The organism is Paraburkholderia bannensis (assembly GCF_014200455.1).
In the GTDB taxonomy this organism is placed as follows: domain Bacteria; phylum Pseudomonadota; class Gammaproteobacteria; order Burkholderiales; family Burkholderiaceae; genus Paraburkholderia; species Paraburkholderia bannensis_A.
Window position 1 is genome coordinate 360599 of sequence record NZ_JACHBW010000003.1, and the last position, 16308, is coordinate 376906.

The 16308-nt window shown below is 63.8% G+C and carries 10 protein-coding genes; all 10 read left to right on the top strand.

Going from position 1 to position 16308, the window contains the following annotated elements:
* The first annotated feature begins 29 nt into the window (after window positions 1-29).
* The 10 genes from F4827_RS07340 (at window position 30) to F4827_RS07385 (ending at window position 16279) form a co-directional block, all read left to right on the top strand.
* Window positions 30-1772, top strand: coding sequence for a sugar ABC transporter ATP-binding protein (locus tag F4827_RS07340; protein ID WP_183723274.1), 1743 nt, complete (start codon window positions 30-32; stop codon window positions 1770-1772).
* Complete coding sequence (locus F4827_RS07345; RefSeq protein WP_183723277.1) at window positions 1769-2818, top strand: ABC transporter permease; 1050 nt, start codon at window positions 1769-1771, stop codon at window positions 2816-2818. Before F4827_RS07340 ends, F4827_RS07345 begins: the two co-directional genes overlap by 4 nt.
* A gap of 264 nt (window positions 2819-3082) precedes the next feature.
* On the top strand, window positions 3083-4156 hold the full coding sequence (locus F4827_RS07350) for a LacI family DNA-binding transcriptional regulator (protein WP_183723279.1): 1074 nt from the start codon (window positions 3083-3085) through the stop codon (window positions 4154-4156).
* Window positions 4157-4232: 76 nt separating this feature from the next.
* Window positions 4233-5213: a ribokinase gene (gene rbsK, locus F4827_RS07355; RefSeq protein ID WP_311672797.1), complete on the top strand. Its 981-nt coding sequence runs from the start codon at window positions 4233-4235 to the stop codon at window positions 5211-5213.
* A gap of 202 nt (window positions 5214-5415) precedes the next feature.
* Window positions 5416-7188: a methyl-accepting chemotaxis protein gene (locus F4827_RS07360; RefSeq protein WP_183723281.1), complete on the top strand. Its 1773-nt coding sequence runs from the start codon at window positions 5416-5418 to the stop codon at window positions 7186-7188.
* A 552-nt stretch (window positions 7189-7740) separates the two neighbouring features.
* Window positions 7741-8502 (top strand): 2-keto-4-pentenoate hydratase, encoded by a 762-nt coding sequence (locus F4827_RS07365; protein ID WP_183723283.1) that lies wholly within the window; start codon window positions 7741-7743, stop codon window positions 8500-8502.
* Between the two features lie 765 nt (window positions 8503-9267).
* Window positions 9268-11190 carry a PrkA family serine protein kinase gene (locus F4827_RS07370; protein WP_103703772.1) on the top strand — a complete coding sequence of 641 codons (1923 nt, stop codon included), beginning with the start codon at window positions 9268-9270 and terminating at the stop codon, window positions 11188-11190.
* A gap of 167 nt (window positions 11191-11357) precedes the next feature.
* Window positions 11358-12626: a YeaH/YhbH family protein gene (locus tag F4827_RS07375; protein WP_183723285.1), complete on the top strand. Its 1269-nt coding sequence runs from the start codon at window positions 11358-11360 to the stop codon at window positions 12624-12626.
* Window positions 12623-14392 carry a SpoVR family protein gene (locus F4827_RS07380; protein WP_183723287.1) on the top strand — a complete coding sequence of 590 codons (1770 nt, stop codon included), beginning with the start codon at window positions 12623-12625 and terminating at the stop codon, window positions 14390-14392. The genes F4827_RS07375 and F4827_RS07380 overlap by 4 nt, the downstream gene beginning before the upstream one ends.
* Before the next feature lie 210 nt (window positions 14393-14602).
* Window positions 14603-16279 (top strand): SulP family inorganic anion transporter, encoded by a 1677-nt coding sequence (locus F4827_RS07385; RefSeq protein ID WP_183723289.1) that lies wholly within the window; start codon window positions 14603-14605, stop codon window positions 16277-16279.
* The last annotated feature ends 29 nt before the right edge of the window (window positions 16280-16308 follow it).

Genomic DNA, 16308 nt, shown 5'->3' on the forward strand with positions numbered 1-16308 from the left:
GGCCCTGGCAGCGCGACTACAGGATCGTGATGGAAGCAATTGCCCCCGAAGCACAGTCACCCGCATCCGCCGAAGGCGTGGTGCTCACGGTGACGGGCGTCGGCAAGACCTACGAGCAGCCGGTGCTCGCCGACGTGAGCCTCGCGCTGCGCGCGGGAGAGGTGCTTGCGCTCACGGGCGAGAACGGCGCGGGCAAGAGCACGCTGTCGAAGATCGTCGGCGGGCTGGTCTTGCCCACGCACGGCAGCATGACGCTGATGGGACGCCCCTACACGCCTGCGAGCCGCAAGGAAGCAGAAGCGCTGGGTGTGCGCATGGTCATGCAGGAGCTCAACCTCCTGCCTACGCTTTCGGTCGCCGAGAACCTGTATCTGAATCATCTGCCGCGCGCCAGGGCGCTCGGCTGGACCGGCTGGATCGATCGCACGCGTCTGCGCGAGGATGCGCGCGCGGCGATGGCGCAGGTGGGGCTCGACGCGATCGACCCGGACACGCCGGTCGGCGAGCTGGGCATCGGCCATCAGCAACTGGTGGAGATCGCCCGCAACCTGATCGGCACCGAGGGCGCGCCGCTGCGCGTGCTGATCCTCGACGAGCCGACCGCAATGCTCACGGGCCGCGAAGTCGAGCTGCTGTTCGAGCAGATCGCGCGGCTCAAGGCGCGCGGCGTGGCGCTGGTCTACATCTCGCACCGGCTCGAAGAGCTGGAGCGGATTGCCCAGCGCGTGGCCGTGCTGCGCGACGGCCGCCTCGTGCGCGAAGACGCGATGGCGAACCTCACGCCCGATCGCATCGTCGCGCTGATGGTGGGACGCGAACTGGGCGAGCAGATCGACCTGGGCGAGCGGCGCATCGGCGCGCCGCTGCTGAAGGTCGATGGACTCGGGCGCGCGAATGTCGTACGCGACGTCTCCTTCGAGGTGCGCGCGGGTGAGATTTTTGGCGTCTCGGGCCTGATAGGCGCGGGACGCACGGAGTTGATGCGCCTGATTTACGGCGCCGATGTAAAGGATCGCGGCACGGTCTCGCTTGCGGGCGTGCCGGGCGAGGCGCCCGAGCCTGTGCAGATCGGCTCGCCAGTGGATGCGGTCCGGCTGGGCATTGCGCTGATCACCGAGGACCGCAAGGGCGAAGGCTTGTTGCTGCCGCAGCCGATCGCCGCGAACGTGTCGCTAGGTAATATCGGCGCGGTGTCGCGCTACGGCGTGGTGGATTCGGCGCGCGAAAACGCGCTGGCTCGCGCACAGATCGACGCGATGCGTATTCGCACGGCGGGACCGGGGCAGGCGGTGGGCGAGCTCTCGGGCGGCAACCAGCAGAAGGTCGTGATCGGACGCTGGCTTGCGCGTCGCGAGTCGAACGACGTGCGCGTGCTGCTGTTCGACGAGCCCACGCGCGGCATCGACGTGGGTGCGAAGTTCGACATCTACGCGCTCATGGGAGCGCTCGCCCGCGAAGGCCGCGCGTTGGTGGTGGTGTCGAGCGATCTGCGCGAGCTGATGCTGATCTGCGACCGCATCGGCGTGATGTCGGCGGGGAAGATGACGGCGGTATTCGCGCGCGGCGAGTGGACCCAGGACAAGCTGCTCGGTGCAGCGTTCGCGGGCTATCGCGCCGACGACGCGCTGCTGGCCGACGCCGCCGATCTGCCCGATCCGCAAACCGTGGTGGCAGGCGATCTACAACAGAATGCCGGGCAGCGTAGCGAGCAGGGACTGGAAGCAGGACCCCAGGCAGGACCCCATGCAGGACCAGGAGGAAGCGCTTCATGACGAATCAACCGTTGCGCGAACAACCAACGCCGCCGACGCCCGCCAACGAAGCGCCAGGTGTGGCGCGCCTCGCGAGCGGCAAGCCGGCGGGCACGCGTTTCGGCCTGTCGAACTATCTCGGGCTGGCGCTCGCGCTGGTGGCGATGATCGTCCTGTTTTCGCTGCTGAGTTCGCACTTTCTGACCTACGATACGTTCAGCACGATCGCGAACCAGATTCCCGATCTCGTTGTGATGTCGGTGGGCATGACCTTCGTGCTGATCATCGCGGGCATCGATCTGTCGGTGGGCTCGGTACTTGCGCTCGGCGCTTCGGTGGTGAGCGTGGCCGCGCTCAAGTGGGGCCTCGGGCCGTTGCCTTCGGCGCTGCTCGGCCTGCTGGCCGCGGCCCTGACGGGCACGCTCACGGGCGCGGTGACGGTGGGCTGGCGCATTCCGTCGTTCATCGTTTCGCTGGGTGTGCTGGAGGCCGCGCGCGGTCTCGCGTACCAGATGACGAATTCGCGCACCGCCTATATCGGCGATGCGTTCGACTTCCTGTCGAATCCGATCGCGTTCGGCATCTCGCCCGCGTTCCTGATCGCCGTCGTGGTCATGGTGATCGCGCAGCTGGTGCTCACCCGCACGGTGTTCGGCCGCTACCTGATTGGTATCGGTACCAACGAGGAAGCCGTGCGGCTCGCGGGCGTCGATCCGCGCCCGTACAAGATTCTGGTGTTCGCGCTGATGGGCGCCCTGTCGGGACTGGCGGCGCTGTTCCAGGTGTCGCGTCTCGAAGCCGCCGATCCGAACGCGGGCGTCGGCCTCGAACTGCAGGTGATCGCGGCGGTGGTGATCGGAGGCACCAGCCTGATGGGCGGCAGAGGATCGGTGATCAGCACGTTCTTCGGCGTGTTGATTATTTCGGTATTGGCGGCGGGGCTGGCGCAGATCGGCGCGAACGAGCCGACCAAACGCATCATCACCGGCGCGGTGATCGTGGTGGCGGTGGTGCTCGACACGTATCGTAGCAACCGGCGCAGCAAGCGCAGAAGCGCCGGCAAATGATGAACGCGCAGGAACAAGAGCAACAAACGCATTAGAAATAGCGCATCAGGAAAGCGGTAAATGCGACGTAGCAGACGATGGCAGGCTTGCGGACCGGCAGCGGGCAGATCGTCGCGAACATCGCGGGAATCACAGCAATAAGAACGTAACGAGGGCGCGTCCGCGGAGCAGACCAGCAGCACCAGCGTGGACGCCGGGAGCAATCGCCGTGTGTACGGCGGCAGCAGTAAAAAACGTGCAGGACGAAGCAGGAGCAACAGAAAAATGGCGACGATCAAAGATGTGGCCGCCGTGGCGGGGGTGTCTTTCACGACGGTGTCGCATGTGGTGAACAATTCGCGGCCCGTTTCCGCGGAGGTGAGGGCCAAGGTCGAGCAGGCGATCCGCGACCTCAACTACGTGCCCTCGGCCGTGGCGCGCTCGCTCAAGGCGCGCTCGACCGCGACCATCGGGCTCGTCGTGCCCAACGGCACGAACCCGTATTTCGCCGAACTCGCGCGCGGCGTCGAGGACGGCTGCGCGCAGAAAGGCTACTGCGTTTTCTTCTGCAATTCGGACGACGATCCCGTCAAGCAGCGCAACTATCTGCGCGTGCTGCAGGAAAAGCGTATCGACGGGCTGATCGTGGCCTCGGCCGGCGATGATGCCGTGCTCGCCGCGACGCTTGGCGCCACGCGCGAGCCGATCGTGGTGGTGGACCGCAACATCGAAGGCCTCGACGCCGATCTCGTGCAGATCGATCACGAGCGCGGCGCGTGGCTCGCGACGCGCCACCTGATCGAACTGGGCCATTCGAATATCGGCTGCATCACGGGACCCGTCACGACGGCGGTGAGTGCGATGCGGATGCACGGCTTCCTGCGCGCGATGGCCGAACGCGGCATCGCGATCGCGCCGGGCGCGATCGTGGAGGCGGATTTTTCGGGCGCGGGCGGTTACCGCGCGGCGGCGCAGCTGTTCGACACCGTGCGCCCGAGCGCGATTTTCGCGGGCAACGACATGATGGGCATCGGCGCGCTGCGCGCCGCCGCCGAACGCGGCCTGCGCGTGCCCGCGGATGTGTCGATCATCGGCTTCGACGATATCGAGCTGGGGCATTTCACGTGGCCCGCGCTCTCGACCGTCGGCCAGCCGGCGCGCGCGCTCGGCGAGATGGCGGCGCTCACGCTGATCGAGCGTATCGGCGCGGCGGAGCGCGAGCGCTCCAGCGTGAAGGTGCAACGGCGTGTGATGACGCCGCAGCTTCTGCAACGCGAATCGACTGCGCCGTGGAGCGGCAACACTGAGGCAGAGTCCGAGCAGGACGCCGAACCGGAGCCTGCCTCGCTGGCTGCCTGACAACGGGCTTCGCCTCGAAGTCCGCCAGCGCCCGCCGCGCGGCTTGTCGGCGCAACACCGTAGAGGAGATCACAAGGTGGCGACGAACGAAGCGAAGCGTGGCGGCGCCCCGACGCCGGCTCATCACCCGGATGCGGCGGCGCCAGCGCGCGTCGCCGTAGTCGGCAGTCTCAACATGGATCTGGTGGCCCGCGCGCCGCGTCTGCCGCGTGCGGGCGAAACGCTCGCGGGCAGCGCGTTCGTGCAGGTGGCGGGCGGCAAGGGCGGCAACCAGGCCGTGGCGGCAGCGCGACTGGGCGCGCAGGTGGCGATGATCGGCTGCGTCGGCAACGATGCCAATGGCGAGCGCCTGCGCGCCGGGTTGCTGGCCGAAGGCATCGACTGCGGCGCACTCGACACCTCGCCCGCAGCGCCCACCGGCGTCGCGCTGATCGTGGTGGACGATGCAAGCCAGAACGCGATCGTTATCGTCGCGGGCAGCAACGGCGAAGTGACGCCCGCCACGCTGGCGCGTCACGAAGCGGTGCTCGCAGCGGCGCAAGTCGTTGTATGTCAGCTGGAGACGCCGCCCGACGCCGTTCACGCAGCGCTCGCCACGGCGCACCAGTCCGGCAAGATCACGATCCTCAATCCCGCACCGGCAACCGGGCCGCTGCCGCAAGCGTGGTTGCCGCTCGTCGATTACCTCGTGCCGAATGAGCTCGAAGCGGCCGCGCTGACCGGCTTGCCCGTAACGACGCCCGCTGAAGCCGCACGCGCTGCTCGCGCCTTGCGTGAGGCAGGCGCGCGCAATGTGCTGATCACGCTGGGGGCGCAGGGCGTGTGCGCGTTGCTCGACGAGGCGCCGGATGCAACGCGCCATTGGCCGGCGCCCAAAGTCGCGGCGATCGACACGACCGCCGCAGGCGACACTTTCGTCGGCGCGCTGGCCGCGCAACTGGCCGCCGGCGAAGCGCCCGAAACCGCGATCCCGTTTGCACTGCGCGCGGCGTCGATCTCGGTCACGCGGGCGGGCGCGCAGCCCTCCATCCCGACGCTCGCCGAGCTGCGCAGTTAAGCGTCTGCTACGTTCTCGAACAATCGAAAGTAACAGACAGCTATTTGTAATTGTTGCAGCGTGCATCTCGCCGATTTCTTCATACCATATAACAATTTCAAGTCGCTCAAACGTTTGCCGTAAACGAATTCAGAGCAGGTTAAACGCAGTTATTCGTTTTTTAGAAGCGGCAGCCACCGCTTTCGGCATGTACGGGAGAGTCATGAACAAGGGCATCAGCATCAAGGCGCGCATCGGCCTCACGATGGGTTTTCTGGCGGCGTTGATCGTCGTGATCAGCGTGATGGGGCTGATGGGGCTCACGCGCTCCAACGACGCCTACCGCGATACCTACACCAATCAGATGCCTAGCAGCCACGCCGTGAACATGGCCGAAATCTACGCCGCGCGCGAGCGTCTCGCGCTCGACCGTGCGGCCTTCCAGATCGGTACGCCCGACGCCGCGACCACGCTGTCGCGCGCGCACGAAATGCGCGGCATCTCCGACGGCTACTGGAAGAAGTACAGCGATCTGCCGCGCGGTCAGGAAGAGGATCGACTGGCGCAGGACGTCGCGGCCCGTCGCGACGCGTTGCATCAGGTCGCCGACAACTTCGCCGCCATCGTCACGGCTGGCGACCAGAGCAAGGTGCTCGACGGCGCCAAAGCGCTGCAGGCCGCCTACGACCAGCTCTCGAAGGCCGATCTCGCGCTCGACAAGCTGCAGACCTCGCTGGCGCAGGACGGCTTCGATTCGGCGCAATCGGCATTCAGCGAATTGCGCATCGCGGTGTTCGCGGCGCTGTTGATCGGCATCGGCGCTTCGGTGTTCTCGTTCCTCGCGCTGCGCCGCGCGATCTCGGAGCCGCTCAACGAGGCGCTGGGCGCGTTCACGGCGATCGCCGCGGGCGATCTGCGCCGCCCCGTTGTGGTGCGTACGCGTGACGAAATGGGCGAACTGCTTGGCGGCGTGTCGCGCATGCAGCGCAGCCTGACCGATACGGTCCGCTCGGTGCGCGAAGGCGCCGAATCGATCGCCACGGCCACGCGCCAGATCGCGGCGGGCAATATCGATTTGTCCTCGCGTACGGAAGAACAGGCTTCGGCCCTCCAGCAAACCGCGTCGAGCATGGAAGAGCTCACCGGCACCGTGAAGCAGAACGCCGAAAACGCTCGCCAGGCCAGCCAGCTTGCGGCCAACGCCTCGGAAATCGCCAACAAGGGGAGCAGCGTGGTGAGCCAGGTTGTCGGCACCATGGGCGACATCAACCAGAGCTCGGCGAAGATCTCGGACATCATCACGATCATCGAAGGCATCGCGTTCCAGACCAACATCCTGGCGCTCAACGCGGCCGTGGAAGCGGCCCGCGCGGGCGAAGAGGGGCGTGGTTTCGCCGTGGTGGCGGGCGAGGTGCGCAGCCTCGCACAGCGTTCGTCGGCGGCGGCGAAGGAGATCAAGGCGCTGATCGATACGTCGGTCGAGCGCGTGCAGGCGGGTTCGGCGCTGGTGGACGAGGCGGGCCGCACGATGACGGAGATCATCGGCGCGGTGCAGCGCGTCACCGACATCATGGGCGAGATCGCGGCGGCTTCGCAGGAACAGTCGAGCGGTATCGATCAAGTCGCGCGCGCCGTCACGCAGATGGACGAAGTCACGCAGCAGAATGCGGCGCTGGTGGAAGAGGCTGCGGCCGCGGCGCAGTCGCTGGAAGACCAGGCGGGCCGTCTGCGCGCCGCCGTGGCGGTGTTCAACCTGGACGACCAGGGCGCGTCGGCCATGACGTTCGCGCCGACGGCATCGGCCGCGCCCATCAAGGCCAGCGCAAAGCCGCTGGTCCGCGCTGGCGTGAAGCCGGTTGCGCTCAGCCCTGCGCCAGCCGCCGCCGCGTCCAGCGCGCCGCGTGCAATGGCGCCGGCACCGGCTGCGGCGCGTGCGGCAGCCCCGGCTGCCGCTACGGTCGGCGCCGGCTCGAACGACGACTGGGAAACGTTCTGATCGGTCGTTGCGAGATCGGTGCCCGGATGGACGATCGATTCATCATTCGGGCGCATGGCCCCGGAACCTAAGACGAATGCCGGCGTTTCATGCCGCACGAATGAAGGCCGCTGCAGGCCGCTGCACTGCAGCGGTTTTTTTTTGCTCGCGCGGAGCGCGTCGGGACCCCGCACGCCCCGTGGCCGACGGGTTACGGTACATTGTGGTTCGTGTCACGCGCGCGGCCACGCACGCAAGGTACACTGCGCTGCACATGCGGCCCTGCGGGGTATGAGAGAGCGACGCCGGTGCCGCACAAGCACCGTGGCGGCAGACTGCGCGGCTGCGCAAACCGCTGGCGCGAAGGCACAACGGCGCAGGGCAAGCAGGATTCACAGGGGCGGCAATGCGGTCACGAACGGGCGCCAGGGAGGGCGCGCCGCCTTGCCGTGACAGTAATCGGGCGGCGCAGCGGTGCAGCGTCGCGACGCGACATGACGACAACATGCCGGCCACGCCTCGCCCGATCGCGAGCAGGCGGGCGGCATGCGAACGTACAACAAGGACCCAGACATGACACGTGACGATCTCGTGCAACGCCTCGTGACGGCGCGCCGCCACCATCACCTGATCGAGACGCTGCCGCCCGAGAGCCTGCCGCCCGACGCGGCCACAGCCTATGCGATCCAGCAGGCCGTGATCGCGGGCCTGGGCACCGCCACGGGCGCCTGGAAGATCGGCGCGCGCTCGCCTGGCGGCGCGGCTTCCGGTGCGCCGATTCCGGCCACGCTGGTGCATGCCTCGCCCGCACGCATCGAGCGTCAGCATTTCTTCCGCGTGCTGGTGGAACTGGAAATCGCCTTTCGCTTCGCCGAGCCCGTCGCGCCTCGTCCCGACGCCTATGCGCGCGACGAAGTGCTGGCACTGGTGGGGCAGGTGTTGCCCGCCATCGAAATCGTCGATAGCCGCTATGCCGAATGGCCCAATATCGCGCCGCTGGCGCAGCTCGCCGACGCGCAGAACAACGGCGCACTGGTGACCGGCCACGCCCAGCCCTATGGCACGCTCGCACGCGCGCTCGACTTCGTCGCCCCCGAGCTCGAACTGAGCTTCGATGGCGTCTCTCTCGTGCCGGAAGCGCCGGGGAACCCCGCAGGCGATCCGCGCGAGCTGCTGGTGTGGTTCGTCAATCATTGCGCGGCGATGGGCATCACCATCGAGCCCGAGTGGACCATCACCACGGGTTCCTACGTAGGGGCTCACCGCATCGAAGGCCCGGGTCTGCTGCGCGGACATATCGACGGCTTCGGCGAAGTCGAAATCGAGTTCGTGTAACACGATGCGCGACGCAGGCTTTGCATGCGTCGACCTCCTGCCAACGGCCATCGCGCATATCGTGCGATGGCCGTTTTTCGTTGGCGGGCTTTTCGTTGGCCTGATTGTTTGTCTGCGGGATCCAACGAAGCTGTCATGCGCGTCATTTTTTGCGCATGCACGCAGCCGGGGCATACGCGAAAGCCACTACTGCCGATAGGGGCACAAGCGGGTGTAACAACGCATCGCGGAGGTCTGTGCAGATGCAGGATTAAATGCGCGGCAGGTCACCGACGCGCGCAAATACGACGCGTAAAACGAGAAAAAATGCGCAGGCGATGAGACTGCGATGCTCGCGGGTTCGACGATGTGCGGTTGTACGAACGATGCAACCAGCTTGTTACAAATGCGGCGGCAAAAATCGTTGCGGCATGTACACGGCTTGGGCGGCCATGCGTTGTTGGAATGAAGATGGAAAGAAGCCGTGCGCAGTACGCAGGAGGGTGGGCGGCGAGGGGCGGCACGCGATTTCACTGCGGTGGTGCTGCTGGAACGTCGAAGTCGTTCGCGATGTGTTACAGCGTGCGGCGTGAAACTTGCGGGGGCAGGGAAAATCATTGTAAGACGTAGTTGTCGTAAGCTCCAAGCACTCAAATCGGCCCTTGAATCAGGCGCGATTTATGTGTGAAAAAAAATTCAAAAGGGTTTAGGATGAATTCGAGCGATGTCGTTTCCGATTAGCGCGCCGCGCACGACATCGGTCGCAGATCTTGGCGAGGAGGTAGCATGGATATCTACAGCAGCTTCGCGACCCGCTTCGAAAAAACGCGAGAAGAGGAACTCTCGCTTGAGGAGTATCTCGCGCTCTGCAAAGAAGATCCCAGCGCGTACGCCACGGCTGGCGAACGCATGCTGACGGCAATCGGGGAACCAGAACAGATCGATACCCGCAACGATCCGCGCACCTCGCGCATCTTTGCGAACAAGGTCATCAAGGTGTATCCCGCTTTCCGCGAGTTCTATGGCATGGAGGACGTGATCGAGCAGGTCGTCGCGTACTTCCGCCATGCGGCGCAAGGGCTCGAAGAAAAGAAGCAGATTCTCTACTTGCTCGGCCCTGTGGGCGGCGGTAAATCGTCCATCGCCGAGCGTCTCAAACAGCTCATGGAACGCGTGCCGTTCTACTCGATCAAGGGCTCGCCCGTGAACGAGTCGCCGCTGGGTCTGTTCGACTACGACGAAGACGGCCCCATCCTCGAAGAGCAATACGGCATTCCACGCCGTTACCTGAAGAGCATCCTGAGCCCGTGGGCGGTCAAGCGTCTGCACGAGTACAACGGTGACATCCGCAAGTTCCGCGTGGTGCGCCGCTATCCTTCGATTCTGCGTCAGATCGGTATCGCCAAGACGGAACCGGGCGACGAGAACAATCAGGACATCTCCTCGCTGGTCGGCAAGGTCGATATCCGCAAGCTTGAGCAATATGCGCAGGACGACGCGGACGCCTACAGCTATTCCGGCGGCCTGTGTCTCGCGAATCAGGGTCTGCTTGAATTCGTCGAAATGTTCAAGGCGCCGATCAAGGTCTTGCACCCTCTGCTCACGGCAACCCAGGAAGGCAACTTCAAGGGCACCGAAGGCTTCGGCGCGATTCCGTTCAACGGCATCATTCTGGCGCACTCGAACGAGTCGGAATGGAAGGCCTTCCGCAACAACCGCAACAACGAAGCACTGCTCGACCGTATTTTCGTGGTCAAGGTGCCGTACTGCCTGCGCTACTCGGAAGAGATGAAGATCTACGAGAAGCTGCTGCGCAATTCGTCGCTGGCCGATGCGGTCTGCGCGCCGGGCACGCTGAAGATGATGGCGCAGATGTCGGTGCTCACGCGCCTGCAGGAACCCGAGAATTCCAGCCTCTTTTCGAAGATGCAGGTCTACGACGGCGAGAATCTCAAGGACACCGATCCAAAGGCCAAGTCGTATCAGGAGTATCGCGACTTCGCCGGTGTGGACGAAGGCATGAACGGCGTGTCCACGCGTTTTGCCTTCAAGATTCTCTCGCGCGTGTTCAACTTCGATTCGACTGAAGTGGCGGCCAATCCGGTGCACCTGATGTACGTGCTCGAACAGCAGATCGAGCGCGAGCAGTTCCCGCCGGAAACCGAGCAGAAGTACCTGTCCTTCGTGAAGGATGTGCTGGCGTCGCGTTACGCCGAATTCATCGGCAAGGAGATCCAGACCGCTTACCTCGAATCGTATTCGGAATACGGTCAGAACATCTTCGATCGCTATGTCACCTACGCCGACTTCTGGATTCAGGACCAGGAGTTCCGCGATCACGACACGGGCGAGAGCTTCGACCGCGCGGCCTTGAACGCCGAGCTTGAGAAGATCGAAAAGCCCGCGGGCATCAGCAACCCGAAGGATTTCCGCAACGAGATCGTGAACTTCGTGCTGCGTGCGCGTGCTGCGAATGCTGGTAAAAACCCGGCGTGGATCAGCTACGAAAAGCTGCGCGTGGTGATCGAGAAGAAAATGTTCTCGAACACGGAAGAACTTTTGCCGGTCATTTCGTTCAATGCAAAAGGATCGGCGGAAGAGCAGCGCAAGCATGAAGACTTCGTCAACCGCATGGTGGCGAAGGGCTATACGCCGAAACAGGTCCGGTTGCTCTGCGACTGGTATCTGCGTGTGCGCAAGTCGTCATGAGCGCAGAGGCTTTACCTTCCTGCTGCGCCGCCGCACCCGTGTTGCGGCGGCGCAAAAGGAAGCTCCGGCAGGGCGCAGGCCACGCAGCCGCGAGCGGGTGAACGCGGCAGGCAAGGCATCCCAGACTGCGCACCTCGCCCAATCGAAACTGGAGCGGGAGACTGGATGTGCTTCATCAAATCATCGACCGCAGGCTGGCCGGCAAGAACAAGAGCATTGCAAACCGCGAGCGCTTTCTGCGCCGTGTGAAGAACTATATTCGTCACGCCGTCTCGGAAGCGGTGCGTGACCGCAGCATCAAGGACATTCAAAGCAATCAGAGCATCACCATTCCGCGCAAGGACATTGCCGAGCCCTCATTCCGGCATGGGCCCGGCGGGCGGCGCGAAATGGTCCATCCCGGCAACGAGGACTACATTCGCGGCGACCGTATTCCGCGCCCGCAAGGCGGCGGGGGCGGTGGCGGCAGTCAGGCGAGCAACGAGGGCGAAGGTCAGGACGACTTCGTGTTCGAGCTCTCGCGCGAAGAGTTCATGCAGTACTTCTTCGACGACCTCGAACTGCCGCGCCTCGTTAAAACCCATCTGATGGCCGTTCCCACGTGGAAGAGCATCCGTGCGGGCTGGGCTGCCGAAGGCACGCCGAACAACATCGACGTGGTGCGTTCGCTGCGCAGCGCCTTGGGCCGCCGTATCGCACTGGGCGCACCGCTCGTCAACGAACTGCACGCGCTCGAAGAGCAGCTCGAAGCGCTGATGTCCGATACTTCGGATCGTCGCGACGAGATCAAGACGCTCGAAGAAGAGATCCATCACCTGCGTGGCCGCATCTGGCGCATTCCCTTCATTGACCCGTTCGACCTGCGTTACGTGAATCGCGTGAAGCAGCCGCAGCCATCCAGTCAGGCGGTGATGTTCTGTCTGATGGATGTATCGGGGTCGATGGACGAGCAGCGCAAGGATCTGTCCAAGCGTTTCTTCATCCTTCTGTATCTGTTCCTCAAGCGCAACTACGAGAAGATCGAGGTGGTCTTCATCCGACACCATACGCGCGCCGAGGAAGTGGACGAGGACACCTTCTTCCATTCGACGGAAAGCGGCGGCACGGTCGTGTCGAGCGCGCTGGAACTGATGAAGAAAGTGATCGAGGACCGATATTCGCCGAGCGAGTGGAACATTTATGGCGCGCAGGCTTCGGACGGCGACAACTGGACCGACGATTCGCCGAAGTGCCGCAAGCTGCTCGCGGATGACATCCTGCCTAAGGTGCGCTATTTTGCGTATATTCAGGTGACGCCGGAAGAGCAGAACCTCTGGCTGGAATACGCTCAACTTGCGCTCACCGAGCCCGCGCTGGCGATGAAGAAGGTCGACACCGCGGCGGATATCTACCCGGTTTTCCGGGAGCTGTTCGAAAAGCAGGTGGAGCATTCATGACGACACGCCACCTGCACAACGAGGCGCGCGGCTACGAGCCGGAGCGCAGAAAAAAGGGCGGCGATGGGACCGGGCAACAGGCGGATCGGCAAACCGGTCACGAAGCCGCTGCGGAAGTGGGGGGACATGTCGCTGGATCTGCGCGCCCGCAGGCGCCGGGGTCCGAGGCGCACACCCTCCCTGGCGAGCGGACATTGTCCGGCCGCGATGCCCAGCCAGTTGCCGAGAAGAGGGAAGTGCATATGAACGTAGCCGACAGACGGCCGTTGCCGTGTCCGTCCGACTGGACCTTCGATCTGATCGAGGAATACGACACGCACATCTCGCATGTTGCAGAGCAATACGAACTGGACACATATCCGATCCAGCTCGAATTGATCAGCGCCGAGCAGATGATGGACGCGTATGCCTCCGTGGGCATGCCGGTCAACTATCGCCATTGGTCGTTCGGCAAGCATTTTCTCTCCACCGAGAAAAGCTATCGCCGGGGCCAGATGGGTCTCGCTTACGAAATCGTCATCAACTCCAATCCCTGCATCGCGTATCTCATGGAAGAGAACACCATGACGATGCAGGCGCTGGTGATCGCGCACGCGGCCTATGGCCATAACTCGTTTTTCAAGGGCAACTACCTGTTCCGCCTCTGGACGGACGCCCACGCGATCGTCGACTACCTCGTCTACGCGAAGAACTACATCGCGGAGTGTGAGGAGCGCTTCGGGCTCGACCGTGTGGAAGAGTTGCTCGATTCGTGCCATGCGCTCATGAATTACGGCGTCGATCGCTACAAGCGGCCGCAAAAGCTCTCGCTCGAACGCGAGGCCGCCATGCGCCGCGAACGCGAGGCGTATCTGCAATCGCAGGTCAATGAACTGTGGCGCACGTTGCCGAAGGCGCAACAGCCCATCGCCGAGGAATACGACGAGCGTTTCCCGCCCGAGCCGCAGGAAAACCTGCTGTATTTCGCGGAAAAGAACTCGCCGCTGCTCGAACCGTGGGAGCGCGAGGTCATTCGCATCGTGCGCAAGGTGGGGCAGTATTTCTATCCGCAGCGCCAGACCCAGGTGATGAACGAGGGCTGGGCCACGTTCTGGCATTACACACTCCTCAATACGCTGTACGCGCAGGGCAAGCTCGAAGACGGCTTCATGATGGAGTTCCTGCACTCGCACAGCAATGTGGTCTATCAGCCGCCCGTCACCAAGCACTACTACAGCGGCATCAACCCGTATGCGCTGGGCTTTTCGATGATGAGCGACATTCGCCGCATCTGCGAAAACCCCACCGACGAAGACCGCAAGTGGTTCCCGGAGCTCGCCGGCAGTCCGTGGCTGAAGGCGCTGCATTACGCGATGCGCAACTTCAAGGACGAGAGCTTCGTCGCGCAGTATTTGTCGCCGCATCTGATCCGCGAAATGCGTCTGTTCTCGGTGCTCGACGACGATATGCGCGATGCGCTCGAAGTCTCGGCGATCCACGACGACAGCGGCTATCAGTACGTGCGCCAGGCGCTTTCGCGTCAGTACGACATGCATCATCGCGAGCCGAACATCCAGGTCTGGTCGGTGAATACGCGCGGCGACCGCAGTCTCACGCTGCGCCACTTCATGAGCGACAATCGCCATCTTTCAGGCGACACGGACGAAGTGCTGCGGCACATGGCGCGGCTCTGGCAGTTCGACGTCTACCTCGAAAGCGTCGATGAAAACGGCACGGTCAGGAAGCGTTATGAATGCCGTTACGTGCCGCCGCCGGTGAGGGTGTAGCGCTTACGTTCTCGCTGCTTCAGTCCAAGGCCAGCCAGAGTGCTGGCCTTTTTCATTGTCGGCGCGCAGAGCTTTGCGAGCTTTCACCGGCCTTCGCAGCGGCGCTGTGGCAAGAGGCCGCGCTAAGATACGACGCTATTCGGATAGACGAATTTCATCGAGGATTCACAGGGGAGTCGATGCGGATGCAAGAATCGAAAGGACGCGACCATGGCGCTTGATCTGTTCCGGGGCGTGCGGCCATTGACCCGCGCAGGGGCGTTGCGCGATGCGAAGGCGGGCGTCATGCTCGCCTCGATGAATATCCCGCAGTTGCTGGGCTATGCGCGCATTGCGGGCATGCCCGCCGTCACCGGGATTTACACGGGTTTCTTGCCGCTGATTGCGTTTGCTCTGTTCGGCGCTTCACGCCACCTCGTCGTCGCCGCTGATTCGGCGACAGCCACGATCTTCGCCAGCAAGCTCTCGACGATGGCGTCGCCCTCCAGCGCGGAATACGTCGCGCTGGCCGGCATGACGGCGCTGCTCACCGCGGTGCTGCTGATACTCGCGCGCATCTTCAGGCTGGGCTTTCTTGCCGACTTTCTCTCGCGCACGGTGCTGGTGGGGTTTCTGACCGGCGTGGGCGTGCAGGTGGGCGTGGCGATGCTCGGCGACATGCTGGGCATTCCGTTCACTTCGCGGCGCACCGTGTTGCAGATCAAGCAGATCGTGCTGCAGTTCAATGCGATCCACTGGCAGACGCTGACGATTGCGGCCGTGGTGGTTGCGACGATCCTTGTTTTCAAGCGTCTGCGCCCTGGCTGGCCGGTGCCGCTGCTTGCGGTGGTGGGCGGCATCGTGGCGAGCGCATGCTTCGATTTCGCGGGTCATGGCATTGCGATTACCGGGCCCGTCGCGGGTGGCCTGCCGCATATCGCGTTTCCCGCGGTGGGCTGGTTTCAGATGATCGACCTGCTGCAGGTGGCGGCGTCGTGCTTCGTCATCATCGTCGCGCAGAGCGCCGCAACGAGCCGCGCCTTCGCGGAAAAATACGGCGAGCGCGTGGACGAAGACCGCAATCTGCTGGGCCTGGCGGCGGCGAATGCAACCGCGGCGTTCAGCGGCGCGTTCGTCGTCAACGGCAGTCCCACGCAAACCGCAATGGGCGAACAGGCCGGCGCGCGAAGCCAGTTCGCGCAGCTGATTTTCGCCGCTGTGGTGGTGATCGTGCTGCTGTTCCTGAGCAACTGGCTTCAGTATCTGCCGCGCTGCGTGCTGGCCGCGATCGTCTTTACGATTGCGGTCGGCCTCGTTCATATCGGACAACTGATCGATATTCGCGCCGAAAGTCGCGGAGAATTCCGTCTGGCAATGACCACGGCGATTTCCGTGGTCGTGATCGGGGTGGAAAACGGCATTTTGATCGCCATTGCGCTGTCGTTGCTGCGCCACGTACGTCACAGCTATCGCCCGCATACGATGGTGCTGATGCCAAACGAAGAGGGCCGATGGATGCCGGTGCCCGCACAGCCCGGTCAGATGACGTCGCCGGGGCTGATCGTTTACCGCTTTGGCGCAGACCTTTTCTACGCGAACGACCACTTTTTTGTCGATGATATCCGCCGTCTGATCGACGGCGCGCCGACGCCGGTACGCTGGCTGGTCATCGACGCCGCGGCGATTACCGATGTCGATTATTCGGCAGGTCGTTCGGTTAACGAATTGTGTGAATCGCTACGCAACAGCGGCGTGAAGGTGATTTTCGGGCGCGTCAACCGCTACCTGCGCGCGGATATGGACCGCCACGGCATCACGCCCGTGGTGGGAGCGGAAAATATCTACACGACCTTGCATGAGGCGCTTGCCGCCGTGCATCCCGAACTCGACGCGCACGCCGACGCATAATCCCCTGCGCATCGATTCGAACGCCCGGC

Coding starts and splice junctions, on each gene's coding strand:
- F4827_RS07340 (WP_183723274.1), top strand. CDS start 30: ATGGAAGCAATTGCCCCCGAAGCACAGTCACCCGCATCCGCCGAAGGC.
- F4827_RS07345 (WP_183723277.1), top strand. CDS start 1,769: ATGACGAATCAACCGTTGCGCGAACAACCAACGCCGCCGACGCCCGCC.
- F4827_RS07350 (WP_183723279.1), top strand. CDS start 3,083: ATGGCGACGATCAAAGATGTGGCCGCCGTGGCGGGGGTGTCTTTCACG.
- F4827_RS07360 (WP_183723281.1), top strand. CDS start 5,416: ATGAACAAGGGCATCAGCATCAAGGCGCGCATCGGCCTCACGATGGGT.
- F4827_RS07365 (WP_183723283.1), top strand. CDS start 7,741: ATGACACGTGACGATCTCGTGCAACGCCTCGTGACGGCGCGCCGCCAC.
- F4827_RS07370 (WP_103703772.1), top strand. CDS start 9,268: ATGGATATCTACAGCAGCTTCGCGACCCGCTTCGAAAAAACGCGAGAA.
- F4827_RS07380 (WP_183723287.1), top strand. CDS start 12,623: ATGACGACACGCCACCTGCACAACGAGGCGCGCGGCTACGAGCCGGAG.
- F4827_RS07385 (WP_183723289.1), top strand. CDS start 14,603: ATGGCGCTTGATCTGTTCCGGGGCGTGCGGCCATTGACCCGCGCAGGG.